Origin of the sequence: Archangium sp. (assembly GCF_036277355.1) — a bacterium.
In the GTDB taxonomy this organism is placed as follows: domain Bacteria; phylum Myxococcota; class Myxococcia; order Myxococcales; family Myxococcaceae; genus Archangium.
Genome location: NZ_DASUNC010000128.1, coordinates 14361 through 38676, shown reverse-complemented (window position 1 = coordinate 38676; position 24316 = coordinate 14361). Strand labels below are relative to the sequence as shown.

The 24316-nt window shown below is 71.3% G+C and carries 19 protein-coding genes and 1 pseudogene; 9 read left to right on the top strand and 11 right to left on the bottom strand.

Annotated features, from left to right (window positions below):
* The first annotated feature begins 876 nt into the window (after positions 1-876).
* Positions 877-2490, top strand: a complete 1614-nt coding sequence (locus VFZ09_RS31230) for a hypothetical protein (protein ID WP_329731361.1) — start codon at positions 877-879, stop codon at positions 2488-2490.
* Position 2491: 1 nt separating this feature from the next.
* Positions 2492-3115: a pentapeptide repeat-containing protein gene (locus VFZ09_RS31225; protein WP_329731360.1), complete on the top strand. Its 624-nt coding sequence runs from the start codon at positions 2492-2494 to the stop codon at positions 3113-3115.
* 259 nt (positions 3116-3374) lie between these two features.
* On the opposite strand, the gene VFZ09_RS31220 is transcribed toward VFZ09_RS31225, so the two are convergent.
* From VFZ09_RS31220 to VFZ09_RS31210, 3 genes are all read right to left on the bottom strand, one after another.
* Complete coding sequence (locus VFZ09_RS31220) at positions 3375-5222, bottom strand: serine/threonine-protein kinase (RefSeq protein ID WP_329731359.1); 1848 nt, start codon at positions 5220-5222, stop codon at positions 3375-3377.
* Positions 5223-5239: 17 nt separating this feature from the next.
* On the bottom strand, positions 5240-5953 hold the full coding sequence (locus VFZ09_RS31215) for a DUF2381 family protein (RefSeq protein WP_329731358.1): 714 nt from the start codon (positions 5951-5953) through the stop codon (positions 5240-5242).
* A 96-nt stretch (positions 5954-6049) separates the two neighbouring features.
* Positions 6050-6883: a hypothetical protein gene (locus VFZ09_RS31210; RefSeq protein ID WP_329731357.1), complete on the bottom strand. Its 834-nt coding sequence runs from the start codon at positions 6881-6883 to the stop codon at positions 6050-6052.
* A gap of 180 nt (positions 6884-7063) precedes the next feature.
* Between VFZ09_RS31210 and VFZ09_RS31205 the strand changes: the two genes are divergently transcribed.
* From VFZ09_RS31205 to VFZ09_RS51750, 5 genes and pseudogenes are all read left to right on the top strand, one after another.
* A complete protein-coding gene (locus VFZ09_RS31205) occupies positions 7064-7873 on the top strand; it encodes a peptidoglycan-binding protein (protein ID WP_329731356.1) in 810 nt (269 codons plus the stop codon).
* Positions 7874-7930: 57 nt separating this feature from the next.
* Complete coding sequence (locus VFZ09_RS31200) at positions 7931-9505, top strand: ArnT family glycosyltransferase (RefSeq protein ID WP_329731355.1); 1575 nt, start codon at positions 7931-7933, stop codon at positions 9503-9505.
* Between the two features lie 186 nt (positions 9506-9691).
* On the top strand, positions 9692-10870 hold the full coding sequence (locus VFZ09_RS31195; protein ID WP_329731354.1) for a glycosyltransferase family 4 protein: 1179 nt from the start codon (positions 9692-9694) through the stop codon (positions 10868-10870).
* Between the two features lie 66 nt (positions 10871-10936).
* Complete coding sequence (locus tag VFZ09_RS31190; RefSeq protein WP_329731353.1) at positions 10937-12022, top strand: CgeB family protein; 1086 nt, start codon at positions 10937-10939, stop codon at positions 12020-12022.
* 28 nt (positions 12023-12050) lie between these two features.
* Positions 12051-14075: pseudogene (locus VFZ09_RS51750) on the top strand (PAS domain S-box protein); the annotation flags it as partial.
* A gap of 138 nt (positions 14076-14213) precedes the next feature.
* Here VFZ09_RS51750 and VFZ09_RS31170 read toward each other — a convergent pair.
* The 4 genes from VFZ09_RS31170 to VFZ09_RS31155 form a co-directional block, all read right to left on the bottom strand.
* Positions 14214-15479, bottom strand: coding sequence for a hypothetical protein (locus VFZ09_RS31170; RefSeq protein ID WP_329731350.1), 1266 nt, complete (start codon positions 15477-15479; stop codon positions 14214-14216).
* A gap of 99 nt (positions 15480-15578) precedes the next feature.
* Positions 15579-17159, bottom strand: coding sequence for a hypothetical protein (locus tag VFZ09_RS31165; RefSeq protein WP_329731349.1), 1581 nt, complete (start codon positions 17157-17159; stop codon positions 15579-15581).
* Complete coding sequence (locus tag VFZ09_RS31160) at positions 17156-17908, bottom strand: hypothetical protein (protein WP_329731348.1); 753 nt, start codon at positions 17906-17908, stop codon at positions 17156-17158. The genes VFZ09_RS31165 and VFZ09_RS31160 overlap by 4 nt, the downstream gene beginning before the upstream one ends.
* Complete coding sequence (locus VFZ09_RS31155; RefSeq protein WP_329731347.1) at positions 17905-18411, bottom strand: sigma-70 family RNA polymerase sigma factor; 507 nt, start codon at positions 18409-18411, stop codon at positions 17905-17907. Before VFZ09_RS31155 ends, VFZ09_RS31160 begins: the two co-directional genes overlap by 4 nt.
* A 359-nt stretch (positions 18412-18770) precedes the next feature.
* Here VFZ09_RS31155 and VFZ09_RS31150 point away from each other — a divergent pair, with 359 nt between their 5' ends.
* On the top strand, positions 18771-19016 hold the full coding sequence (locus VFZ09_RS31150) for a hypothetical protein (RefSeq protein ID WP_329731346.1): 246 nt from the start codon (positions 18771-18773) through the stop codon (positions 19014-19016).
* Positions 19017-19032: 16 nt separating this feature from the next.
* Here VFZ09_RS31150 and VFZ09_RS31145 read toward each other — a convergent pair whose 3' ends face one another.
* Positions 19033-21126 (bottom strand): chloride channel protein, encoded by a 2094-nt coding sequence (locus VFZ09_RS31145; RefSeq protein ID WP_329731345.1) that lies wholly within the window; start codon positions 21124-21126, stop codon positions 19033-19035.
* 159 nt (positions 21127-21285) lie between these two features.
* On the opposite strand from VFZ09_RS31145, the gene VFZ09_RS31140 reads away from it, so the two are divergent.
* On the top strand, positions 21286-21723 hold the full coding sequence (locus VFZ09_RS31140; RefSeq protein WP_329731344.1) for a peroxiredoxin: 438 nt from the start codon (positions 21286-21288) through the stop codon (positions 21721-21723).
* 66 nt (positions 21724-21789) lie between these two features.
* Here VFZ09_RS31140 and VFZ09_RS31135 read toward each other — a convergent pair whose 3' ends face one another.
* The 3 genes from VFZ09_RS31135 to VFZ09_RS31125 all read right to left on the bottom strand — a co-directional run bounded on the left by VFZ09_RS31135 (position 21790) and on the right by VFZ09_RS31125 (position 24176).
* On the bottom strand, positions 21790-22557 hold the full coding sequence (locus tag VFZ09_RS31135) for a DUF1109 domain-containing protein (protein ID WP_329731343.1): 768 nt from the start codon (positions 22555-22557) through the stop codon (positions 21790-21792).
* Positions 22554-23078, bottom strand: a complete 525-nt coding sequence (locus tag VFZ09_RS31130) for an RNA polymerase sigma factor (protein WP_329731342.1) — start codon at positions 23076-23078, stop codon at positions 22554-22556. Before VFZ09_RS31130 ends, VFZ09_RS31135 begins: the two co-directional genes overlap by 4 nt.
* Positions 23079-23231: 153 nt before the next feature.
* Positions 23232-24176, bottom strand: coding sequence for an acyl-CoA desaturase (locus tag VFZ09_RS31125; RefSeq protein ID WP_329731362.1), 945 nt, complete (start codon positions 24174-24176; stop codon positions 23232-23234).
* Positions 24177-24316 lie beyond the last annotated feature (140 nt).

Here is a 24316-nt window from a genome sequence, read left to right as displayed (position 1 = left end):
ACCTCGACGCCAGCTGGCCCGAGTACAACCGCCTCTACGCCCACCCCTTCACCTGGTCCTGGACTCGCGCCAAGATGCACTCGTGGGTGGACCGGCACCTGTCCTGACTATGTTGAAAAACTTGTCGGACAGTCCACTAGGAGCCTGTCGGATAGGGGCGATGCCCCTGTGGCGGGCAACGCGAGCCAGGCTCCTCGTGGACCAGTGGGTCATGCGCAGGCCGAGGCCCGCCGGCTCACTGCACCCCAGGCGCTCCACCTCGACACGTTGCAGGGGGGAAAACTCCCTCGGACGACCAGCGCGGGGAGACACTCCACCAGGCCGAAGTAGCACCGGAGTACTGCGGTGGGGGTGGTGCTACCCCCCCCGGAGGGCTCGCGGCCGAACTTCTCCGCCACCGAGGCGAGGCGCTGTGGAGAGTTCTCTGGGATGAGGTCTCGGGCTTGGAGTGCCTCCAAGGTGAAGTCCTTCGAGGGCGCCGCCTGCGAGCGCGGCGAGCTTGCGCATGAGCACGCCGTGGCGGAGCCCGTCGTGGCGGAGGTCGAGGGAGAAGAGGTGGGCCCGGCCGCGGTGGAGGAGGACCTCCTGCGGCGTCACGGGGCGCTCGTCGTACTCGGCCAGGTCGAGATGGAACTGCTCCGTGAGCCCCAGAGGGAGAGGGCGGCTGCCCCCGCGAGGGCCGCGCTCCCCCTATATGGTTGGGCGTCCCGCATCCTATCCTCCAGGGTCATTTCACGCGGAGGAGAGGCCAGCGCCATGGCGAATGAGTACCGAAGTCCTGGGGTGGGGGAGGGCGGAGGTACGCAGCTCGATGCTCGGAGAGGGAGGACGGGGGGCCCGCCGAGGTGGGCGCCTGCAGGGGCCTTCTCGCTCATCGTGCTCTTCCTCTTCGCGGCGTGCGCAACGCAGGCGCCGATGACGGGCATGAACGCGGGGCGAAGCCGCACCTGGGCAGAGGCATCCGAGGAGGCCGAGGCCCGGCCTGGGCCCGCAACAGAGCCCGGGCTCGAGGGCGCGGTTGTTCTGGACGTCGTGGTGCTTGCACCCGGGAAAGTGAGGACGCGGCCGGTCCCCATCACCCATGCTGAGTTTCGAGAGAATGTGGAGCGCCTCGCGCGAGGGCGCCAGCTCGAGGGCGGGCCCCAAGCGGCCGCTGCGGAGGTCCTCAAGGTGCAGGAGTCGCTGCGCCAGGCCCGGGAGGTACGGCCAGTCTCGGACGTTGAGGCTGGGGGCACGTTCACCGCGGAGGGGGGGCCGCGCGATGAGGGGGGCCGGCCGCGGGTGTATGCCATCCTCCCAGAGCAGCAGTGGGGAGCTGTCGAACTGGAGCCCCAGGCCGAGGCCGAGCTGCGCGCGAGGTACGAGCGATTCTGCATCGTACGAGGGGGGGGCGACTGCCTCGGGCTGTTTGAGGATGGCCCCTTTTTGCGCTCGGACGACCGGAGCACGCTGGCCTTGGCCCTCGCGTTCGGCTCGGTCCTGGACGAGACGTACGCGGCGCTGGGCCGCGAGGTGAGCCCCAAGGTGCTCCTCACGTCGCTTTTGTGGACGGCGAGTTTCTATCTCGGATTGTGGCTACTGCCTGAGCCAGTGACCAAGGGTGTTGCGGCCGTGCTCACGGTGGCGCTGGTGGCCTGGCTGGGCATCGACACGGTGTGGGGCCTCATGGACGGCTGGGCGGAGCTCGTCATGAAGGCGCGGGTAGCTACCACCTTCGACGAGCTGCGCGAGGCCGGGGAGGGTTTCGCGAAGGTGCTGGGGACGGACGCGGCCAGGGCGATGATCATTGCAGTGACGGCCCTGGCGGGGCGAACGCTGGCGGAGGTGGGGTCGGCGCTGCGCTCACTGCCGGGTTTTCGGCTCGCGCAGGTGCAGCTCGCAGGGCAAGGAGGGCCGACGTGGGTGGTGGCGCGGTTGGAACGGGTCGAGGCGGTTGTGGTCTCGGCCGAAGGTGCCCTGGCGGTCACGGTAAGACCCGAGGGTGCCCTCGCTGGCGCCATGATGAGCCGCAACAGCGCGGTGAGCGCCAGCTCAAGCGGGTCACCCACCCAAGAGGTGTACCGGCACCGCGGTGGCAACAGGCAGGTAGAGAGGAACGGAGAGCGGTGGCACCTCTCACGAGGCGTATCCGTCAATGACATTCCTGCCTCGGACCCCTTGGGTGACCAGCTCCAGGCGGCGGCGAAGCAGGTGGCCTCGCGCTGGGGTCCAGAGCACTACTCACCCAAGGTGGAGGCCGCCATCAGGCGAATGCTCCAGCGGGGGCTGGTGCACCGCGCAAACCTGCTCGAGCGCCAAGCGCGTGGACGGTGGGTGGAGGAGCAGCTGCGGATCCTCTTCCCGAAGTTGGACTGGAAGCCCCGGGGTGTTGATGTGGCCGGGCCACCTGGTCAGAAGTTCGGCTACGAGATTTTGTCGGGTACCGACTCGAACTTCGAGATTCACGGGCGGCGGATGGCGAGTTCCTTCTTTCGTATGATCTTCTTCTGACATGCACGAAAGCTCCAACGTTCACTACGAAGAGCGGGAGATCCAGGGCGAGCGACTGGAACTCACCAGCAAGGAGGCCATCTACTGGCTGGGGCCCAACGTGACGCTGCAACGCTGCACGCTCGTCATCGGCGTTGGGCGGCGGCAGTTGGTTCCGATGTGGGGCACGCTGCTCGACTGCACCATCACGGCAAAGCGAGAGGTTGTAGAGCAGTGTTGGACGTCGATTCGGTTTGAGGGCTGCCGATTCACAGGACGGTTTTCTGGAATCAGGTTCGGCCAGCGGGTCGGCGTGGACAGGTGGTGGGAGCACGGCGGGATCGCGAACTGTGACTTTTCCGAGGCTCGTCTCGACCAGTGCGTTTTTCACGGCTGCGACATGCGGACAATCCGGCTCCCGAAGTGGCCATGCTTCACCATCGTGGACCCCATCAAGCACGGGCGGGAGCTGCTGCGCGTTCCGTGGCCGGGCGACTTCATCCCCGTGACCCTGGAGGGTCCGCTCAAGGAACAGCCCAGCACGTCCGCGGTGACGCTCTACGCGCCGGCGGAGGCGAAGCGCTCGGGGGCGGCACTTGAGGAGTTCAGGTCGGCAGTGGAGCGGTTCGACTTCATCGTGCGGTGAGGGAGGTGTTACCGCGCGGGCTTGTTGACAGGAGAGTCTGGCGCGAGCCCCACACCTGGGCGGGAGGCGCACCCCGCGGCCCCTCCAGCACCTCCACTCCCTGGGCTGGACGGAGGCTGACGAAAGAAGACCCCGGCCCGAGGAGACCTCCGGGCCGGGGTTGCCGTCGGCAGTGTGTTGAGGGCTCGCGGCGTCCCGCTGGAGGTTGAGCACCTGGGAGCTTATAGGGAGTGGGTCGTGGGGATATTCCGACAGGCTCCTAGCGCGGGGCCCACTCCTCGAAGACGAAGCGGTCCACGGCCACCAGCGTGATGTTGCGCGGCAGCCGCGCGTAGCCGGGGGGCCCCCCCGTGGACTCATACACGCCGTCCGGGTTCATCAGGTTGAAGCACACGGGCACCACCCGTCCATCCGGCAGCTTCGCCTTGTCCCAGCGGCCGAAGATCTGCTTGCGCCCTTCGTTGTCCGTCCCGTTGCCGGTCACCCACAGCCGGCCGTACAGCACCGAGCCCGCGGGCAGATCGCCGAAGTCGTCCATGAAGGTGCTGAGGACGGGGCCGTCCGCGTAATTGTCCCCGCCGAGCGCAAGGGGCTTGGTGACATCGAGCCAGGCATCCCGGCCATCATTGATGTCGATGTTCAGGGACTTCATGGCGGCGAGGGCCTCGGGAGGGCAGGGGCCCCGCTGGGGCTTGAGCTGGGCGCCCGCGCAGGCGGTTCCGCCCTGGACCAGGCAGATCAGCAGCGCTCGCTTCCAGGCATCGGAGTTCTCAGGTCCGTTCTTCTTCTTCATCGACGCATCATCCTTCTGTCGCACCGGAGGGGGGGCCGCGGGGGCGACTTCCGCCGGGGAGGGCGGGGCCGCGGTGGGCGCAGTGTCCGGCGCGTCTGTCCCGGGCGCCACTTCCTGAACCGCTGCGGGCGGGTGTTTCCTGGCTACCTCGGCAGTGGGGTGGGAGTGCGAGGGATTCCTCACCTGCGGTGTGAGGAGGAGCACCAACGCCGCGAGGGCCACCAGGGCCGCGAGCCCGGCGAGCGGGGCCTTGCGCCAGCGCGGGGGCCGCTCCGGGAAGGGCGCGGGCGGGGACGGTGGGGGCTGCTCCCGCACGGGAGGCGGAGGCGGGCGGCGGATGCTCCGCTGGGAGGTGGCCGCTCCCTCCGGGAGAGACGCGTCGGGTGACTCGTCCCAGGCGAAGACGCTGGCCTCCCAGGGCTCGCGCCCTCCGAAGGTGACGGCCGCCAGCAGGGCCGCATGCGTCTCCTCACCATCGCGGTAGCGCGCCTCGGGATGCCGGGCCATCAGCCGCATGACGGCGTCGCTGAAGGCACGTGGCACCCGGGGGTTGACGTCGATGGGCGCCACCGGCTCCCGGTGCGCGATGTCCAGGTACAGCATGAACTTCATGTCCCCGGGCGGGAAGGGATAGTGCCCCGTGAGCGCCCGGTACAGGCACACCCCCAGCGCGTACAGCTCGTCCGCCGGGCCGTAGGTGTAGCGCGCCCGGGGGTTGTCCTCCCGGGCCAGCCAGAAGCATGCGGCCTCGGGGCTGCGCAGGTGGGCGGTGCCCGGAGGCAGCGGCGTCTCGGTGAGCGTGCCCGCCCCTTCGTAGTCGCCCGAGCCGAAGTCCACCAGCACGGGGCGCATGTCCGTCTCCCGGACGAGCAGGTGCTCGGGCTTGAGGTCGCGGTGCAGGACGCCCCGCTTGTGCAGCGTGCCCAGCGCCAGGGCGGCTTCCGCGCCCACGTACGCCACGCGCGCGAAGTCGGAGTTGTTCTGCTCCACCCAGAGGTGCAGGGGCAGGCCGGGGACGAGCTCCAGCACCAGGAAGGGGTGCCCCCGGGCCGGGTGGGGCCAGCGGCCGGTGCCCAGACAGCGCACCACGTTGGGGTGCACCGCCTTGTCCATGAGCAGGGCCGCCTCGCGTCCGGCGCGCACGTCCGCGGGGTTGAGGAACACCTTGATGGCGCAGAAGGTGCCTGGCTGCTCCACCGACTCCGCCTGGTAGACGGCCCCATAGCCTCCCAACCCCAGCCTCTCACCGAGACGCCAGCCGGCCACCACCGTGCCGGGCTCGAGCCACGCCACGTTCAGGATGTGCCCGTTCATGTTCAATCGCTCCCCGTTCACAGTTTCAGCTCTCCGGCCTGCACGGTGGGCCCACCGTCTCGTTCCCGCAGCTCCAGCCGGAGCACCCTGGGCTGCGTGCCAGGGACGCGCTCCACCTCGATGACCATGGGGCGGCTCTCTCCCGGGCCGAGCTGTCTCCCCTCCATCCACACCGGGAAGCGGCCCACCACGCCACCTCGCGCATCCAGCAGCCACGCTTCGCCCGGTACCCAGGGCCTCGTGGCGGCCGGGGACAGCTCCAGCGTCATGGCCACCACGGCCAGCGTCCTGGCGAGGTAGAGGGTTCTCTCCTTGACGAAGAGTGGGGCCTCGGGGATTGGCGCGCTGGGAGCCGTCCACCTCGCGACGGTGACGCCGCCCCGGAGCAACTGTCCCGAGAGCACCAGCCGCGCGAGCAACCCCGGCTCCTCGCGGACGTGGGCGTCCTCGGGATGGACCTGGGGCACCTCGATGCGCATGGCTTCGGGCCGTGCACTCCCGGGCTCGGCTGTGACGGGGGGCGGGACCGGCTCACCGCTCCGCTGCGCGAGGGCCGCCGGGTCGAGCGGGGGGATGAAGCGGAACGTGGGGGCCGCTGGGGAGGTGACCTCGGGAATCACCTCCTGTGCCGGGAGGGGTCGCGAGGGGATGACCTGGGGAGGCGGGAGGTCCGGCGGGTCCGCGGACAAGGCGGCGAGCAGGGCGAGGTGACCGCAGAGGGTGGGCAGCATGCGCCGGGACCTTCCCGCCGCAGAACCTGCGAGGTCAAGCCGGAATGCGCGGAGCTGTTCGCCCCGAAGGCGGGCGGGACGCCTGGACCCGCGCCGCTACGGCTCGCCGGGCTCTACCTCTTCATCCTCCTCGTCCACCTCGTACCCATCGGCCAGGGAGAGCGGGTAGAGGGCGCGGTGTTGGATGTTGGGGTGATACACCGCGAGGGAGGGCTCACCCGCGATGGACACCCAGGCCCATCTGGCGGGCGTGGGTTGCGCTTTCCACCATGCCTCTGCCTCCTCTCGCGTGGTGAAGGAGGCGACGGCTGCGGGGGGATGTCTCTTCTTGAGATCGGCGAGGTGGTGCTCGAGGTCGCGGATGCGCGGCAGACGGAAGATGCCCACCCGCTCGTCATGGACGACCCAGTGATAGGCGTCTGCGATCAGCACACTGGCGGAATCGGGAGGAATGGGCTGATTCTCGAGCCATGCTTCCGCCTCCGCCTTCGTGCCGAACGAGGCAATGACATACGGAGGTGCATCCGCCGCGATGTGCTCGAGATACTCATTGAATGCGCGGTGCTGCCCGGTCGCGGAGATGAAGTGGAGTGTGTCCACGATGGCCTGGAGCACCTCCTTGTCCCGGGCGGTATCGGCCTCGTCGCGTCGCCTCGTGAGGAACTCCCTCGTGCTGCTCAGCTGCTCCTCAAGACTCGCGAAGTCATTTCCAGGTGTTTCGAAGGTGCCGGGTGGCGGGTGACCGTCGGCTTCGAGACCCCTGCGGAAGTTCTCGAAGCGATACGGTTGGCCAGTCGCGTAGACGAAGCAGAGCGCATCTCGTGCCAATGCCAGGAGCCGCCTGTGCTCCGGAGCGGGATGTGCGACCCATTGTTTCCCAATCGCCTCTTGTGTGTCGTACAGCTCGTAGGGAAGGGGCTGGTATGTCATGGCTGCACCTGCGCGAGTGGGGGGCATCAGGGGACATCATCAGCAGCGGGCCGTCCAACCGTTTGCTCTGTTGCTCGCTGGTAGAGGAGATGATGCGTGGTGCGGTCCCACCCGAGGGCCGCTCACGAATCCGCCGGTCCCACTCCACCGTGGATGTGGCGTCCCACCCGGAGGTTCCTGATGCCCCCCTCGCTCGATATCTCGTCCCTTCAATCCTCCACCACGCCTCGCGAATTGCGGCTGGAGTCGCGCGGCCCGGAGGTCGCCGAGCTGCAACGCAGGCTCCTGGAGGCTGGCTTCGACGCGGGGGTGGCCGATGGCGTCTTCGGCCGGAGGACCGAGGCCGCCGTGAAGGCCTTCCAGCAGTCCAGGGGCCTGGTCGCGGATGGCATCGTCGGGACGCGGACCTGGACCGCGCTCGGCGTCCACGTCCAGGGTGAGCCTCCCGAGGTCCCCATCAGCGTGCGGCTCAATGAGAAGCAGCTCCGGGAGATCATGCCCAGGCTGTCGGACGCCCGTGCCCATGAATGTCTGCCGTACCTCGACGCGGCCATGGTCGAGGCGGACATCCTCACCCCGCAGCGCCAGGCGGCCTTCCTCGCCCAGCTCGCCCATGAGAGCGGGGAGCTGCGCTACTTCGAGGAGCTCGCCTCCGGTGAGGCCTACGAGGGACGCAGGGACCTGGGCAACACGCAATGGGGCGATGGCCGGCGCTACAAGGGCCGCGGTCCCATCCAGCTCACCGGCCGGACCAACTACCGCGCCGCGGGCCGCGCCCTGCGCCTCGAGCTGGAGGAGCACCCCGAGCGCGCCGCCGATGTCGACGTGGGCTTCCGCGTCGCGGCCTGGTTCTGGACGAGCCGGGGCCTCAACGCGCTCGCGGACGCGGGCGACTTCCGGGAGATCACCCGCCGCATCAACGGCGGCTTCAACGGGCTCGCCCAGCGCGAGGCCTACTACCGGCGCGCCCTCGAGGTCCTCACCCACTGAGCCGAGCGCCGTGCTTGGGCTCGCTGGCGCCCGCTGTTACGCTCCGCGCCCGTCTCGATGAGCCCGATCTCGCAGTCATCGTCCGTCCCGGAGGACGGCACCTGGAACCGGCGTGGGTGGTGGGTGCTGGCCGCGGTGGCGGTGGGCGCGTGGCTGCTCCGCGTCCTGCCCTTCTTCAACCGGCATGGCGCCTTCGGCTACCCGGTGGACTACGACGAGGGCGTCTACTTCACCGCCTCGGCGCTGCTCTTCCAGGGGCTGCTGCCGTACCGGGACTTCATCTTCGTCCACCCTCCGGGCTCGCTGCTGCTGTGGAGCCCCGCCGCCGTGCTCGCCTCCGGGTGGGACGCGGCCTCCTGCTTCGTGCTCGCCCGGTGGTTGGCCGCCAGTGTCGGGGCCTTCAATGTCTTCCTCGTGGGCCGGCTCGCCCTGCGCGCCTGGGGCCCCGTGGCGGGCCTCGTGGCGGCGCTCGTCTACGCCTCCTATCCGGAGCTCGTCATCGTCGAGCGCGGCCCCTTCCTGGAGCCCGTGCTCAACCTCGCCTGTCTGGCCCTGGCGAATGTCTGGCTCGATGCCCCCGAGGATGGCCGTGCCTCCCGCCGCTGGCTCGGGGCCGGTGTGCTCTGTGGCCTCGCCATCTCGGTGAAGGTGCTGGGGGGAATCTGGCTCGTCGCCGCGCTGCTGTCCCGCTCGCCTCGCGCCGCGTGGCGCTCCCAGTTGGGGCTCGCGTTCACGGCGGGGGCCACCGTGCTGCTGCTGGTGGGGCCCTTCGTCGCCGCCTCGCCCTCGCGCTTCCTCGAGGACGTGTTCCTCTTCCAGTCCCTGCGCCCAGGAGACGGTGAGTCCAATCGCCTCGCCCGGCTGCACGACATCCTCCACGAGCGGCGGCTGGTGGGCGTGGGGCTCGCGCTCCTGGGGCTGCTCGTGGCCTCGGTGCGCTCCTTGCGCGCCTCCACGCCCTCGCGCTCCACCGAGCGGTTCTTCGCCGGGGCCTATGTCCTCACCGTGGCCGCGTTCCTCGCCTCGCCGAGCTACTGGAACCAGTACAACGCCCACCTCGCCGCCTCGGAGGCGGTGCTGGCGGGGCTCGGCGCGGCGGCGCTCCACGGGTGGCTCTCCGCCCGGGGCTGGAGGTGGGCGCGGACCGTGCCCGTGCTGCTGGCCGTGGCCGTGCCGCTCGTCTCCGCGCGGCACCTGCGTGAAGGACTCCGGGCCCGTGCGCCCGATCTGCCGGCGCTCGGCAGGTACCTGCGCCAGGCCGTGCCCGCCGATGCTCCCGTCTGCGCCTTCGAGCCCGCCTGGGGCCTCACGGGAGGACGGTTGCCCCCGCGCCTTCCCGGGGTGCCCGTGGTGGTGGATGCCTACGCCCTGATGCTCCAGGACGCGCTCGGCTCGGGCGAGCACTTCGCGAGCACGCAGGCGGCCTTCAACGCGAGCGCCTCGCAGCGCGGCATGCGCTCCGTGCTGGAGCGCTGCCGGTACGTGGTGTTGGGGTGGCGCGGCGCGTGGCAGCTCTCCGGGGAGAGCCAGCAGTGGTTCCGCGAGCGTTTCGTCCGCTGCTTCCCGGCGGAGGGACAGGGGGGCCCGGACGTCTGGGAGCGGCGCGACGCCGGTGCCCGCGCGAGCCCGTGAGTGACCCCCGAGCGTTGTACAAAGGTGTGACAAGCACGTTTTCCGCTCACGGGGGCACCCTGTCCGGTTTCGTACGGCCGAGACGTTGACCCGAGAGCATCCGGGACGTTGATCCGTTCAGCGGCGGGGGCTTCAGGGGGCCCCCCCGTCTGTCGGAAGGTCACGGGTGTGTTACCGCTTGTAGCCATGCGCCAACTTTCCTCGCTGCCCGCCACCGTCACCGCACGCCCGAGCGCGTCGGGGAAGGTGCGCCGCGTGCTCATGACGGCGAGCACCACGGGCCCCGTGTGGACGTACGCGCTGGAGCTGAGCCGGGCGCTGGGCCGCCGGGGCGTGGAGGTGACGCTGGCCGTGCAGGGCGAGCCGCTCACCGCGCTCCAGTGGGCGCAGGTGCGGAGCGTGCCGGGGCTCTCCGTGGAGCAGAGCACCTGGAGGCTCGAGGGGCCCGAGGACGCCTGGGACGACGTGGCGGCGGCGGGGGAGTGGTTGTTGGAGCTGGAGTCCCGCCTCCAGCCGGACGCGGTGCACCTCAACGGCTACTGCCACGCCGCGCTGCCCTGGACGCGCCGTCCGCTGGTGGTGGCCCACGCGTGCCCCCTGTCGTGGTGGGAGGCGGTGAAGGGCGAGCCGGCGCTGGAGCGGGACATGCGCTACCGCTGGGAGGTGGCGCGGGGGCTGCGTGCCGCGGGCCACGTGGTGGCGCCCTCCGCCGAGCTGCTCGCCTCCCTGTCGCGGCACTACGGGCCGCTGCGCTCCTCCGGTGTCATCCCCCCCGCGCGCCGCCACGAGGACTTCCCGCCGGGCCCCGTGCGCGAGCCCTTCATCCTCGCCACGGGCCGGCTGTGGGACGAGGCGCGCAACCTGGAGGTGCTGGAGACGGTGGCGCCCCGGCTGGACTGGCCGGTGCTCGTGGCCGGCGACTCCCAGCACCCCGACGGCGGCGAGGTGCGGGCCCGCTACGTGCGCGCGCTGGGGTGGCTGCCGCAGGCGGAGCTCGCCGGGTACATGGGCCGCGCCTCCATCTACGTGCTTCCCGCACGCTACGAGCCCTCGGGCCTGGCGGTGCTGGAGGCCGCGCTCGCCGGGTGTGCGCTGGTGTTGGGAGACATCCCCTCGCTGCGCGAGGTGTGGGAGGACGCGGCCGTCTTCGTTCCACCAGAGGACACGGACATGCTCGCGCGCGCCCTGCGCCGGCTGGTGTCGGAGCCCGTGCTGTGCAGCCGGATGTCCACCCTTGCACGGACGCGTGCACTGGAGTTCTCCCCGGATCGCATGGCGGATGCCTACCTTGCTGTCTATGCCGACCTGGACCGTGCGTCCGGGGGGGTGTCCGCCGTCCAGCCCCAGCTGGCGCGGGCCACCTGAGCGCCGACTGTTGGGTGGGCGTCGAATCCGGACTGGGGGGCCGGTTCGAGCGGGAAAGGATGTCGCATGCGCAGCCACGGACTTCGGATCGCCTTCTTTGGCGCGAGCCTCGTCTCCGCCTGGTGGAACGGAGCCGCCACGTACTACCGCGGCCTGCTCAAGGCCCTCCACGCACGGGGCCACCAGATTACCTTCTACGAGCCGGCGCTCCCCGAGCGTCAGCGTCACAGGGATCTGCCGGTGGCCCCGGACTGGGCCACGGTGGTGGTGTACTCGGTGGAGGGCACCGCCGGGCTCGAGCGCTGTCTGGAGGAGGCGCGGGAAGCGGACGTGGTGGTGAAGGCCAGCCACGTGGGCTTCCTCGACGACTGGCTGAACGCCCGCGTGCTGGAGCTGCGCTCCGGCCGCACCCAGGTGGTGTATTGGGACCTGGACGCTCCCGTCTCCCTGGAGCGCATGGCGGGAGACCCGGAGGATCCGTTCCGGGCGCTCGTGCCGCGCTATGACCGCGTCTTCACGCAGGGCGGGGGAGACCCGGTGGTGCTGGCCTACCGCGACCTCGGGGCGCGCGAGTGCATTCCCATCTACAGCGCGGTGGACCCGGAGGCGCACCAGCCGGTGGGGGCCGAGCACCGCTTCGACTGTGACCTGGCGCTGCTGGACGACCGGCTGCCGGACCTGGAGCGGCGCGTGGAGTCCTTCTTCCTGCGCGCCGCGGACCTGCTGCCCGACAAGCGTTTCCTGCTGGGCGGTGAGGGCTGGGGAGACCGGCCGCGGCCCGTCAACGTGCGGTACGTGGGCCCCGTGCCGCTCCGGGAGCATGACGTGCTGCGCTGCTCGGCGCGCTCGGTGCTCGACGTCAGCCGGGACGGCATGGCGCGCTTCGGCTTCTCGCCGGCCCCGCGTCTGCTCGAGGCCGCGGGCGCGGGCGCCTGTCTGATCACGGACGCGTGGGAGGGCATCGAGCTCTTCCTGGAGCCGGGGCGCGAGTGTCTGGTGGCGCAGGACGGCCTGGAGGTGGCCGAGGCGGTGCTGTGTCTCACGGACGACGGCGTGAGGGACCTGGGGCAGGCGGCGCGCCGCCGGGTCCTCGCCGAGCACACGTACGCCCATCGGGCGGTGCAGGTGGAGCAGGCGCTGGGCCTCGGCTGAGCCGTGCCTCGGGGCGAGCCGGAGACCCATGCCCAAGGCACCCAGGAAGACCCCCGAGGGACGTCGGGGCCCTCGCTCCGGTGACGAGCGGGCATCCCTCCTGCGCCGGCTCGCGGAATTGGAGGAGCGCGAGGCCCACGCCCGCCACATCGTCCAGATGGCGGGCGTCTCCATCTGGGAAGAGGACTTCTCGGGGGTGCAGGAGCTGCTGCTCGAGCTGCGGCGCCAGGGTGTGCGGGACGTGCGCGCCTGGTGCGGGGCCCACCCGGACTTCGTCCAGGAGGCGGTGCGGCGGGTGCGCGTGGTGAGCGTCAACGAGGCCGCGCTGCGGATGATCGGCGCCTCCAGCCAGGAGGAGCTGCTCGGCTCGCTGGAGCGCGTCCTCGTGCCGGAGTCGTTGGTCGTCTTCGTCGAGCAGCTGGTGGCGCTGACCGAGGGCCGGCCCTTCCTCCAGGCGGAGTCGATGGTGCGGACGCTGGACGGGCGGCGCCTGGAGGTGCTCTTCACCTTCAGCTGGGACGCGGTGGTGGGGCGGATGGACCGGGTGCTGGTGACGCTGATGGACATCGGCGAGCGCAAGGCCGCCGAGCGGGCGCTCCAGGAGAGCGAGGCGCGCTTCCGCAACATGGCGGACCACGCGCCGGTGATGATGTGGATGACGGAGCCGGAGGGGGCGTGCGTCTACCTCAACCGGCAGTGGTACGAGTTCACCGGCCAGACGAAGGAGACGGGGCTGGGTTTCGGGTGGCTGGACGCCGTCCACCCCGAGGACGCCGCGCCGACGAAGGCCGTCTTCGTGGACGCCAACGCGCGGCGCGTGCCCTTCCGGCTGGACTACCGGCTGCGCCGCACGGACGGGGAGTACCGCTGGACCATCGACTCGGCGGTTCCCCGCTTCGGGCCGGGCGGGGAGTTCCTCGGCTATATCGGCTCGGTCATCGACATCACCGAGCGGCGCCGGCGCGAGGAGCTCCATCGCTTCCTGGCGGAGGCGGGCACGGCGCTGGCCTCCTCGCTGGACTACGGCACGACGCTCTCCACCCTGGCGCGGCTGGCCGTCCCCACGCTGGCGGACCTGTGCCTGGTGGACCTGCTGGAGGAGGACGGCACGGTGCGCCGGGTGGAGGTGTCGACGGCGGACCCGGTCGATGCGTCCCTGACCGAGCGGATGCGCCGCTTCACGGCCCGGCCGGAGGGCAACCCCGAGCACCCGCCCACGAAGGCGATCGTCTCGGGGCGGGCGGTGCTGTTGCCGGAGATGCCCCCCGAGCGGTTCTCCTCGTATGCGCATGACGAGGAGCACGCCCGGACGATCTCGGCCATCCATCCCGTGTCCTTGATGGCCGTGCCGCTGGTGGCCCGCGGGCGCACCCTGGGGGCGCTCACCTTCATCTCCACCGCGCGCTCCGGCCGGCACTACGGGGCGGTGGAGCTGGAGGCCGCGGAGGACCTGGCCCGGCGCGCGGCGCTCTCGGTGGACAACGCCCGGCTCTACCGGGACGCGCAGCGCGCGGTGCGGCTGCGTGACGAGTTCCTCTCCATCGCCAGCCACGAGCTGAAGACGCCGCTGACGCCCCTGGTGCTCAAGCTGCGGGTGCTCTGGCGGGAGATAGAAGCCCGGTGCGAGCCGGAGCTGGCCCGGCGGCTGCTCGGGCACCTGGAGGTGAGCCGCCGTCAGGTGAAGCGGCTGTCGGAGCTGGTGGACGGCCTGCTGGACGTGTCGCACCTGAGCGCGGGACGGCTGCGCATCGAGCGCGAGGCGGTGGACCTGTGCGAGCTGGTGCGGGAGGTGGCCGCGCGCTTCCAGGAGGAGTCGGAGCGGAGCGGGAGCCCGCTCCAGTTGGAGGTGGAGGGGGAGGTGGTGTCCAACCTGCTCTCCAACGCGCTCAAGTACGGGGGAGGCCATCCCGTGTCCATCCGCGTCGAGGACCTGGGGGAATGGGCCCGGCTGGTGGTGCGGGACGAGGGCATCGGCATCGAGCCGGACGTGCTGCCCCGCATCTTCCACAAGTTCGAGCGGGGCGTGTCGGGGCGGCACTACGGCGGACTGGGGCTGGGGTTGTACGTGACGCAGCAGGTGCTCCAGGCCCATGGGAGGCACCCTCTCCGCCGAGAGCACTCCCGGCCAGGGGGCCACCTTCACGGTGGAGCTGCCGCGGGTGCCGGCCCCCGATGCCCCCTGAGTGCATCGTTACGGCGCGAAGGTGAAGGCCCGCTCGCGCACCAGGGCCACTGTCACGTACGCGTCGATGTCCATTGGCACGATGCGGGCCTCCACGCGGACGGTGCCCTCCCCCTGCGCGCCCGTGGGGTCGAAGGTGTGCGAGAGCTCGCCCTCCGCGGCCAGGGTGCTCTCGCTTGCGGTGCGGGAGGAGAAGCCCACGTAGTACTCGGTGGTGCCCGGGGAGGCCGTCCACCCCAGCTCCAGGGGCTGGCTCGCGCTCACCTGGGCGTTGGCCGTGGGGGTGGTGATGTCGAAGGCGCCGGGCATCTGGAACGTGTGGCGCAGCGACTTGCCTCCGGCGACCGCGGTGAGCTCGAAGCTGCCACCGGCCGTCAGCAGCGCCGAGTCCTGCTCCTCGAGGACATAGGCCTCGCGCGCCACGTCATAGGCGAGGGTGCGGCCGGCGAGCTTCACCGTCGCGTCCTGGAGCGGCGTGCCCTCGGAGGAGAGGGTCAGCTCGGCCACGGCCTTCGTGCCCTCGAGCGCCACGCGGCCCTGCACCGAGAGTCCGCCCGGCTCGAAGACATCGCCCCTGTCCAGGCCGCACGCGTCGGTGAACAGGAAGGTGAGCCACCCGGCCTCGCAGACGAAGGCGTCGAAGAGGGGGCCGCCCTGGGTGAGGTTGATTCGCAGGCGGGTGTTGAGCGGCACCACCGAGGTGGCGTCGTCATTGACGGCCTGGACGAGGTTGAAGCCGGGATTCAGGCCCGTGTACGCGGGCTGCGCGGTGGTGGAGTAGACGAGCGCGAAGGTGGACTTCGCATCACCCAGGAGCGAGGAGCCGATGACGCGGTCCACCGGGGCGCCCGTGGTGGCGATGGTGTCGAGCTTCGCGTTGCCATTGAGGTCCTGGTAGGCCAGGAGGATGCCGAAGGCGCCCTTGCCCTGGAGGCCCGCGCCGAGCGGTGCGAGCGCCTCCGCGGGGGGAAGGCGGTAGATGTGGAAGCGGTAGTTGGCCGGGAAGCTGCCCTGGTAGATGACGTCCTCGGTGACGATCTCCACGGGGCCATTCTGGGTGTCGCCCGTGCCGTCCTCGGCCATCCACTGCGGGTACCACACGAGGGCCAGACGCACCTGTCCGTCGATGCGGGCGTCGGGCGTGGGCGTCATCTGTCCCTCGAGCGTGACGAGGGGCTGGCCTTCGTGTCCGGGGCCCACCACGCCATCGCAGCCGGCGAGGGAGAGCAGCAGGGAGAGCAGGAGGAACGGAAGGCTGGAAAGTGGCCGGAGCATGAGTCCCCTCCAGGGGGAAGCAAGGTGGAGCGGCCCGGGATGGGCGCTCGGGAAGGGAGACCGGCATGGGGCCGGAAAATGGGAACCGGCTTCTCGCGATTAGAAGCGCCAGCCAGCGCCCACGGAGACGAAGGCCGCGGGGAGCAGGACGGGCTGTTCCGTGCTCGGCAGGTAGCGCAGGAGCACCTGTCCCTGCACGAGCGCGAAGGCCCGCGCCGGCAGGGGCACCTCCACGCCCACGAGGGGGCCCACGCCCACGCCGAGCGTCCGGCGGGGCCTCAGCGGCTCGACGTCGAAGGTGTCGCCAATCTCCTTCTCCCGCTCGCGCCGCAGCTGCTGCTCCAGGACGGTGAGCTCGACGCCCAGGCCCACGTACGGCACCAGCGCCCACTCCAGCCAGCGGTAGCCGGCGGCGACTCCCGCCCCGAGCGCGCGCTCGCGCACCTCGAGCCCCACGGCCGGGTAGGCCGTCTGACTGAACCCGAGCGTGCCCAGCGCCCACCACGAGCCCCAACTGTGCCGGTAACCCAGCCCTCCGGTGAGACGAGTCCCCGTGCCCACCACCGGCGCGCTCTCCATCCGCACGAGCCCCAGCAGCGCCGAGCCGCGCAGCTCCACGTGGCCGCCCTTGAGCGCCACCTCCGTGTAGCGGCGCCACGTCAGCTCCTCCTCGCGAACCTGTCTCTCCCCGCCATAGGGCAGCTCCAGCTCGAGCAGGCCGGTGCTCGCGCCCGCGCGCTTGCGCAGGAGGTAGCGCCCCGGGGGCACCGCCAGCCGCAACGGACGTCCCGCGGTCTTCTCCACCTCGGCCACCACGTCCGGCCGGGGCTGGCTCGCCACCACGTAGCGGCCGGCGAGCGCCGCGGGGAAGACGAGCGCGCTGCGAGCGGCCCGGGGCTCGGTGAGGATGAGCTCCCCAGTGCCCGCCAACTCCCACGAATAGGCCGGATGCTGGCCCGCGCCGGCGGCCCCCGCCACCGTGCGCCGGTACGCATACCCATAGGCCTCGGCGAGCGACACCCGCCCATCGCCCTCCGCGTCCGCGTCTCCGCGCAGGCCGGTGAGCAGGTGGTGGGTGAAGAGCGAGCCCTTGAGCGAGTCCCACTCCTCGGAGCTCTCCCCCGGGCCGCTGGAGGAGATGACCACCTGGCCGTGCAGGGGAATCTGCTCGAGCGACACCGCGAACTCGGGGCCCGCGCTGCCGCCCTTGCGCCGGGCGAGGGTGCCGCTCTCGCACGCGTCCACCAGGAGCACGCTGAGCCGGGCGCCCGCTTGCCGCGCGCTGTCCCGCAGCTCGGCGAGTGGCAGGTGGGTGCCGCCCAGGTGCAGCACGCCCGCCTTCGCGTGGGCCGAGACGTACACGATGAGCACCGCGTCATCGCCCGCGGCGCGCAGCTCGGCGATGCGGCCCGTCACCTCGGCGAGCCGCTGGCGCACCATGGCGGCGGGTTGATCCACCACCAGATAGGAGCGGTCGGCGCGCACCCCGCCCAGCTCGACGAAGAGCTGCCGCACGCGCCCGGCGTCGTCGTCCGCGAAGCTGAGCACGGCGTCGTCCGGGTCCCCCACGTTGGCGCCGATGGACACCAGCAGGCGCACGGTGGCGGCGGAAGCCCGGAGGGGACAGAAGAGCAGCGGCAGGGCGGCGAGGAGGAGCCAGAGCGGGCGGAGCGGAGTCATGGGCGCTTCTGGAGGCGAATCGTACTCACACCGCACTCCGGGCAGGAGAGGGTGGGCTCCGCCCGTCCCGCCTGAGCGCGCAGGGCCTCGAGGAGGGGAGCGGCCTCGAGCGGCCGGGGGGAGAAGACGGCGAGCAGCCACTCCGGGCCGGGCGCGTCGTCGAGCACCACGCTGCCGGGGAGGAACTCCCGCTGTGCGGCGGCCAGGGGCGCGGAGGTGGCGGCGCCGTAGGGGTGGAAGACACTCGCGTTCCCCCGCCCATCCAGCTCGAGCACGAGGAGGTGCCCGGCCTCGGTGGACTCGTAGGCGAAGCGCAGGGCATCCCCGGGCCGCACCAGGGCGTCGGGGCCGAGCAGCTCCGGGGCACCCCCGTCGCGCGAGACGACCACGCGGAAGGCCCCGCCCTTCAGGCGCACGCCGTCGTCCTGTCCCAGCCGGGGCACGAGCACGAGCAGGGCCAGCAGCGGCACGCAGGCGCCGAGCACGGGCAGCCACCAGCGGAGGCCGCGCCGGGGCTGGGAGGCGGCGCGCCGCTCGAGCTGGCGCAGGAAGAGCTCGGGGGGCCTGGCGCGGACGAAGGCCTCGCGGGCGGTGGTGAGCGCCTCGAGCTGGCCGTGGCAATCGGGGCAGCCGGCCACGTGGGAGCGCGTGGCCTCGGGGGCGGGCTCACCGGCGCTCAGGGCCTCGAGCACGGCGGCCGGAGGACAGTGGGGCCCCCGGGGGGAGGGCGGCAGGGGAGGGGGGCTCATCGTGTCTCCTCGAGGCTGGCGCGCGACTGCCACAGCTGACGGATGCGCTGTTCGAACTGCTGGAGCTTCTTGCCGATGGTGCGGCGCGAGTAGCCGGTCCGCGCGGCGACCTCCTCCTGGGTGTAGCCATCCAGGAAGTGCAGCACGCCGATGGTGCGTGTCTTGCCGTCGAGCTGACGCAGCGCCAGGCCGAGCAGGGCGCGGCGGTCGGCGTCCTCGGGGGAGCCCTCGCCGCGCTGCTCCAGGACGGCCAGCTGCGACTCCTCGGCGGGGGGCTCGCGGCCGGTGCGCTCCATCAGGTCGAAGCAGCAGCGCTGGGCGATGGTGTAGAGCCAGGCCAGGGTGGCGTCGCCCTCGCGGGGCCCGCCGTAGCGCTTCACCCGCAGGAAGGTCTCCTGCAACGCGTCCTCGGCGTCCTCGGGGCGGCGCAGCAGCTGCAGACAGCGGCGGTGCACGAGGTAGCCGTATTGCGCGTACAGCTGCGCCAGCCGGGCGTCATCCATGGCGGGGCCCTCCGGATGCTCGGCGCTGTCGGTGTGTCGGGCTCAGGGCGTGCTCCTTCCCAGGAGAGACCGGCCAGGGGGCGGGAAATGGGAACCGGGAAATGCGGCCGCTCCGAGGCGCCCCTTCCGGTCCGTGCTGCGAGGTCATGGCGTGCTTTCCCCACACGAAGAGGCCCGGGAGGGTACGTCCAGGCGGGCGGCACACTGTACCCGCGCTTTCCGGGAAGGCCCCCGGCGCTCGCTCGCCTGGCCGCCGGTCCCCGCGTTCGCCTCCCATCCCCGGAGGTCAGTGATGACGTTCGTGGAGTGGACAACCAGCCAGCGTGGGTCCGCCGGGCCCGCGCGCACAGGAGTGAGCCATGAGCATCCGCGACGACAAGAAGAACAGGAACATGGCCGGGGCGGAGGACGCGGACACGAAGAAGGCGGGCAGGAAGCTCACGGACGAGCCGGGGCCGGACTTCCGGGTGGCCTCGGGCGGTGAGTCGGAGGAGGAGCACGCCTTCACCACGGACTCGCCGCGCTGGGGCTCGGAGGGCGAGTCGCGCGAGGAGCGCGGCTATCCGCGCGAGGGTGGCGAGGACATCGTTCCCCCGCGCAAGTGAGACTCAGAAGTGAGACTCAGTTAGGGGCCTCGGTGGGCGCCACCAGGTGCTCACCGTGGGCGTGCTCGCGGGCGTGGTGCGAGGAGAGGAAGCGGCGCACGAGCGAGCGCGTCAGCAGGCCGCAGCGCTGGCCCTCGGCGGTGGCCTGGACGGGCAGCGCGTCCACGTCCTCCTGGTCCATGAGCACGAGCGCGTGGGCCAGGTTGGTGTCGGGGGTGAGCAGGGGCACCTTGCGGGCCAGGTCGCTGGCGACGAGCATGGAGTGCAGCTCCTCGTCGCGCCAGATGTCGCGGAACTGGTCCACCTGGACGATGCCGTAGAGCTGTCCGTTCCCATCGAGCACGGGCAGGGTGCCGCTCTCGGTGGTGAGCACCTGGTCCATGAGGGGGCGCAGGTGCATGTTGGCGGGCACGGGGGCCAGCTCGCGCATGAGGGCGCTCACGGGGGTGGAGGACAGCAGCTCCGCGTCCGTCTGCGGCTTGGGCGCCGTGCGCTCGGAGAGGTAGTGGCAGAGCGCGGAGGCGATGGTGCACGTCACCATGAGCGGCAGGATGATGGCGTGGTTCCCGCTCAGCTCGTAGAGCATCATCATGCCCGTGAGGGGCCCCCGGGTGAGCGCGGCCACGGCACCGCCCATGCCGACGATGGCGTAGGCGCCACTGGGCCCGGTGCTGGCGGGGAAGACGGAGTGCACCAGCGTGCCGAAGGCGCCGCCGGCCATGGCCCCCATCACCGCCGAGGGGAAGAACGTCCCGCCCGAGCCTCCCGAGCCCAGCGAGAGGGCGGTGGCCACCAGCTTCACCGTGCACGCGGTGACGAGGAACATGAAGCTGAGCTGCCCGATGGCCGCGAGGTTGATGTACGCATGCCCGCTGCCCCACACGGTGGGGTTGAGCAGGGCGAGCAGGCCCGCGCACAGCCCGCCGCACGCCGCGCGCAGGGACAGGGAGCGCTGGCCGAGCCACGCCGACAGCCGCTCGCCCGTGAATCGCCCGGCGAAGAAGTCCTCGGTGCGGTGCAGCAGCCGCACGAAGGCGTACGCGAGCAGCCCGCAGATGAGCCCCAGCACCCCGTAGAAGACGACCTCGAAGCCGCTCACCAGCTGGTAGTCGAGCCGGTGGATCATCGGCGCCGCGTCCATGGTGCCGCGGCTCACCAGCGAGCCCGCCACGCTGGCGAGCATGATGGGCGAGAAGACGCGCAGCTCGAACTCGCGCAGGATGATCTCCATCGCGAAGACGGCCCCGGCGATGGGGGCGTTGAAGGAGGCGGAGATGCCGGCCCCGGCGCCGCAGGCCAGCAGGATGGCCAGCTCGCGGCGGGAGAAGCCCAGCGTGCGGCCCACGGTGGAGGCGAACGCGGCGCCTCCGTAGACGATGGGGCCCTCGCGTCCGGCCGAGCCTCCGCTGCCGATGGTGATGGCGCTGGCCACCAGCTTGAGCAGGCCGAACTGGCCGGGCAGCTCCTGGTTGCCCTTCACCGCGCGCACCACCTCGGGCACGCCGTGGCCGTGGGTGTGGGGGTAGTCGCGCAGCAGCCGCCCCACCACCGCTCCGCCCAGCGGCGGCGCCAGCAGGAAGACCCACCAGGGCAGGTGCGGGAGGATCTCCGTCACCTCGTGCGCCTTGCCGAAGACGCGGTTGAGCGCGGTGAGCGCCACCAGCGGGTAGTAGAGGGCGAGCGCGCCCAGCACCAGCAGGGCCAGCAGGCGCAGCCGGCGCTTCACCTCGTCCCGCGGTCCTCCGGGCTCGATGATGCGCACCAGCAGCAGCGCCCCGAGCGCCAGCGGCAGGCCGATGATGGCGAGCTCCAGGTGCCAGTTCGTGGTGAGCAGCGTCTGCCACACCGGCACGAGCGTGCGCGAGCCGGGCCGGCGCAGGGCCTCGCCGAGCCACGCGCTGCTGAAGGTGATGCCGCTCACCAGGCCGATCAGGTTGACGAAGATGCCCGCGGCCAGGCCGCTGTAGAGGCCCACGATGGCCCCCGCGACCGGCAGGACCGACGGACCCGGGAGGTGGATCCGGTTGGAGGCCTGCAGGCACGCGTGGAGGAAACGCCGCAGGGCCTCGCGAAGCGAAGCGCGGGTGGGGGGCGGAGGCTCGTCCTTCATTTGGTGCCCCTACTATTCACCCACGAGCGGAGGACTTCAAGGTGCTTGAAGATTCAACAGTGCGGGCTACCCGCCGTGCTACTCCAGAGGGCCTCGGAGGGAGGTTCACCGCGGGACTGGCGGGGCTCCGAGCCCGCTGGCCAGCACACAGGAGGCTCCATGCTGAAGGCAGGGGACGTGGCACCGGACTTCACGGTGCGCGATCACACCGGCAGGACACACCGGCTGTCGGACTACAAGGGGAAGACGGTGGTGCTGTGGTTCTACCCGAAGGCGGACACCCCGGGTTGAACGGCCCAGGGTTGCGGGTTCCGCGACCAGAGCAGGCAGTACGAGGAGAAGAACGCGGTCATCCTGGGAGTCAGCTTCGACACGCCGGAGGAGAACAAGGCATTCGCGGAGAAGTTCAGCTTCAACTTTCCCCTGTTGTGCGACACGGACAGGAAGATGGGGCTCGCCTACGGGGCCTGTGACGACGCGAGCGCGGCCAACGCGCGGCGGGTGGGCGTCCTCATCGGTCCGGACGGGCGGGTGATGGCCTGGTATCCGAAGGTGGATGCCCGGGCGTTCCCGTCGCAGGCCCTGCAGCAGATATAGCCGGGGGTTGATTCGGAGGACCACGGGGCGTGCCCGGGCCAGCGACCCGGGCGCGCCCTTCGTTTTTCAAGGCGCGTGGTTGGAGGTGGGCAGGCGGGAGCGCACCAGCAGCGCCAGTCCGCCGAGCAGGAGCCAGGGGCCCACGTGCGAGGCGGCGAGGTGCGCGGCGCTCCCATCCGGGCAGTGCACGTGGAGCAGGAGCAGGCCCACGGCGCCCGCGGAGAGTCCCGCGGCCACCGCTCGCGCCGGGTGGTAGGCCGAGCGCCGCAGCATCACCAGCGCGGACAGCAGGGGCAGCGCGGACAGGAGCATGTGCGTCCGCATGCAGCCGATGGCGCCCGCGAGGAAGCTCTTCACCGCCAGCCCCGAGCCGCCCAGCACCACGGACAGCGCCACCACGGCGGTGCACGTGCCCAGCAGGCCCCAGGCCACCCGCCGCACGGGGGCGAGCGCCACCACCGCTCCGCCCACCATGGCCAGCACCACGAGCACGGCCAGTCCCGCCACCACGCCCGGCGGCGCCGAGTTCAGCATCAACCCCAGCGGCGTGAGCGCCAGCGCGCCGAGCGCCGTGAGGCCCACGTACGCGCCCACCAGCACCAGCACCTCGCGCCACCAGGGCGTCGGTATCGGTCGGGCGGCCAGCTCCTCCAGGGCCCGGGCCGGCACCGTCACCTTCACGGCCGGGGCCTCGGCCGGGGCCTTCACGGGCTCCAGCGCGTCGAAGCCCTCCACCAGGGCGCGGCACTCCGCGCACGAGGCCACGTGCGCGGCCAACTCCGGAGGGAGGGGCTGGCCCAGGGCGTCCAGCACGCGCGAGCACTCGGGACTCATCCGTTCGTCTCCTCCCTGAGGGTGGCCAGCAGCTCTCGCAGCCGCGCGTAGCCCCGGTGTGCCCGCACCTTCACGGCCGATTCCGTGAGCCCCATCGACTCGGCGATCTCCGCGAAGCCCATGCCCTCGAAGCGGTGCAGGACGATGGGGATGCGCTGGCCCTCGGGCAGTTGCTCCAGGGCCCGCTGCACCGCGCGCTCGAGCCCCGCGTCCCGGGGGCCCTGTGCCTCCACGGGTACGCTGGTGGGCAGCTCGCCCTCGTCCGTCAGGTCCTCGGGGCGCTTGCGCCGCTGCCAGTCCCGGGCCGCGTTGGTGGCGATGGCGTACAGCCACGGCTTCACCCGCGCGCCCTCCTGGAAGCGCCCGCGGCCCCGGACGAGGGACAGGAAGGTCTGCTGGGACAGGTCCTCCGCCGCGGCGGGGCTGCCCGTCAACCGCGCCAGGTAGCCGTGGATGGGCCGCGCATAGCGCTGGAAGAGGGCATCGAAGGCCCGGGAATCGCCCTGGCGGAAGCGCGTCATCAGTACCTCGTCCGACTCACCGGCGGCCGGGGAGGTCGCGGGTGCATCGGCGGTACGCGCGGGGGCGGTTCCTGGTTTCAACGAAGGAGGCGTCACGGGCGGGGTGCAAACCCTACCCCAGCCCGGAGCCTTCCGGGTGCTTCCCTGCTCGCCCTACTGGCGCTTGAACAGCGCCTGGGGCGTGGGCGCGGAGGTGGGCAGGCTCTCGGCCGCGGTGGCCAGGGCCTCGCGCATCTTCTCCTCGGCGGCCTTCATCTTCCCCTCGGCGGCCTTGCGCTGGGCGGCCAGGGGAGCGAACCAACGGCTCGGCGGGTTGAGTGCCGCCCGGTCCTCGGCCGAGTACTTCAGGTACGAGTACTTCGTCTGCTCGGAGGGCAGCCGCAGATCACTCACGAGGCCCACCCAGGAGAGCGCCTTGAGGGAGTAGTAGCTGAGGTCCACCTCCCACCAGAACCAGCCCTGGTTGGCGGTGTTCTGGTGGAAGTGGTGGTTGTTGTGCCACCCCTCGCCCAGGGTGACGAGGGCGAGCAGCCAGTTGTTCTTGCTGGTGTCCGTCGTCTTGTAGCGGCGCTTGCCGAACACGTGGCTGAGCGAGTTGATGGTGAAGGTGCCGTGGTAGAGCAGGGTGGTGCTCACGAAGAAGCCCCACACCAGCATGGAGAAGCCGCCGATGAAGTAGAGGGCCGCGGCCAGCAGCACGGGCGGCACCACGAAGAAGCGGTTGAGCCACACCAACTCCGGGAAGCGCGCGAAGTCCTTGATGCTGTCGTAGCGCGTCTCGTTGTACTTGTCGCAGAGGATCCACCCGGCGTGGCTCCACCAGAAGCCCTTCTGCAGGGGCGAGTGGATGTCCTGCTCCTGGTCCGAGTACCGGTGGTGGTGCCGGTGGTGGGCCGCCCACCAGAGAACACCCTTCTGCGTCGCCAGGGTGCCCGCCAGCGCGAGGAAGAACTGGAAGCCACGGCCGGCCTTGTAGGCGCGGTGGCTGAAGTAGCGGTGGTAGCCGGCGGTGATGCCCCACATCCGGAAGATGTACAGGCCCACACACACCGCGACGTCCACCGGCCTGGCCCCCGTGTAGAACACGAAGAGGCACATCAGGTGCACGCCCACGAAGGGAATGGACGACAGCCAGTTGATCTTCTCTTCCTGGACGGGCGCGGTGATTTGAGCGGTCAAGGGTGCCTCGGCTGGAATCAGACCGAGCGGGAATGTGCTCAGTCTCCTCCCGCATCAAC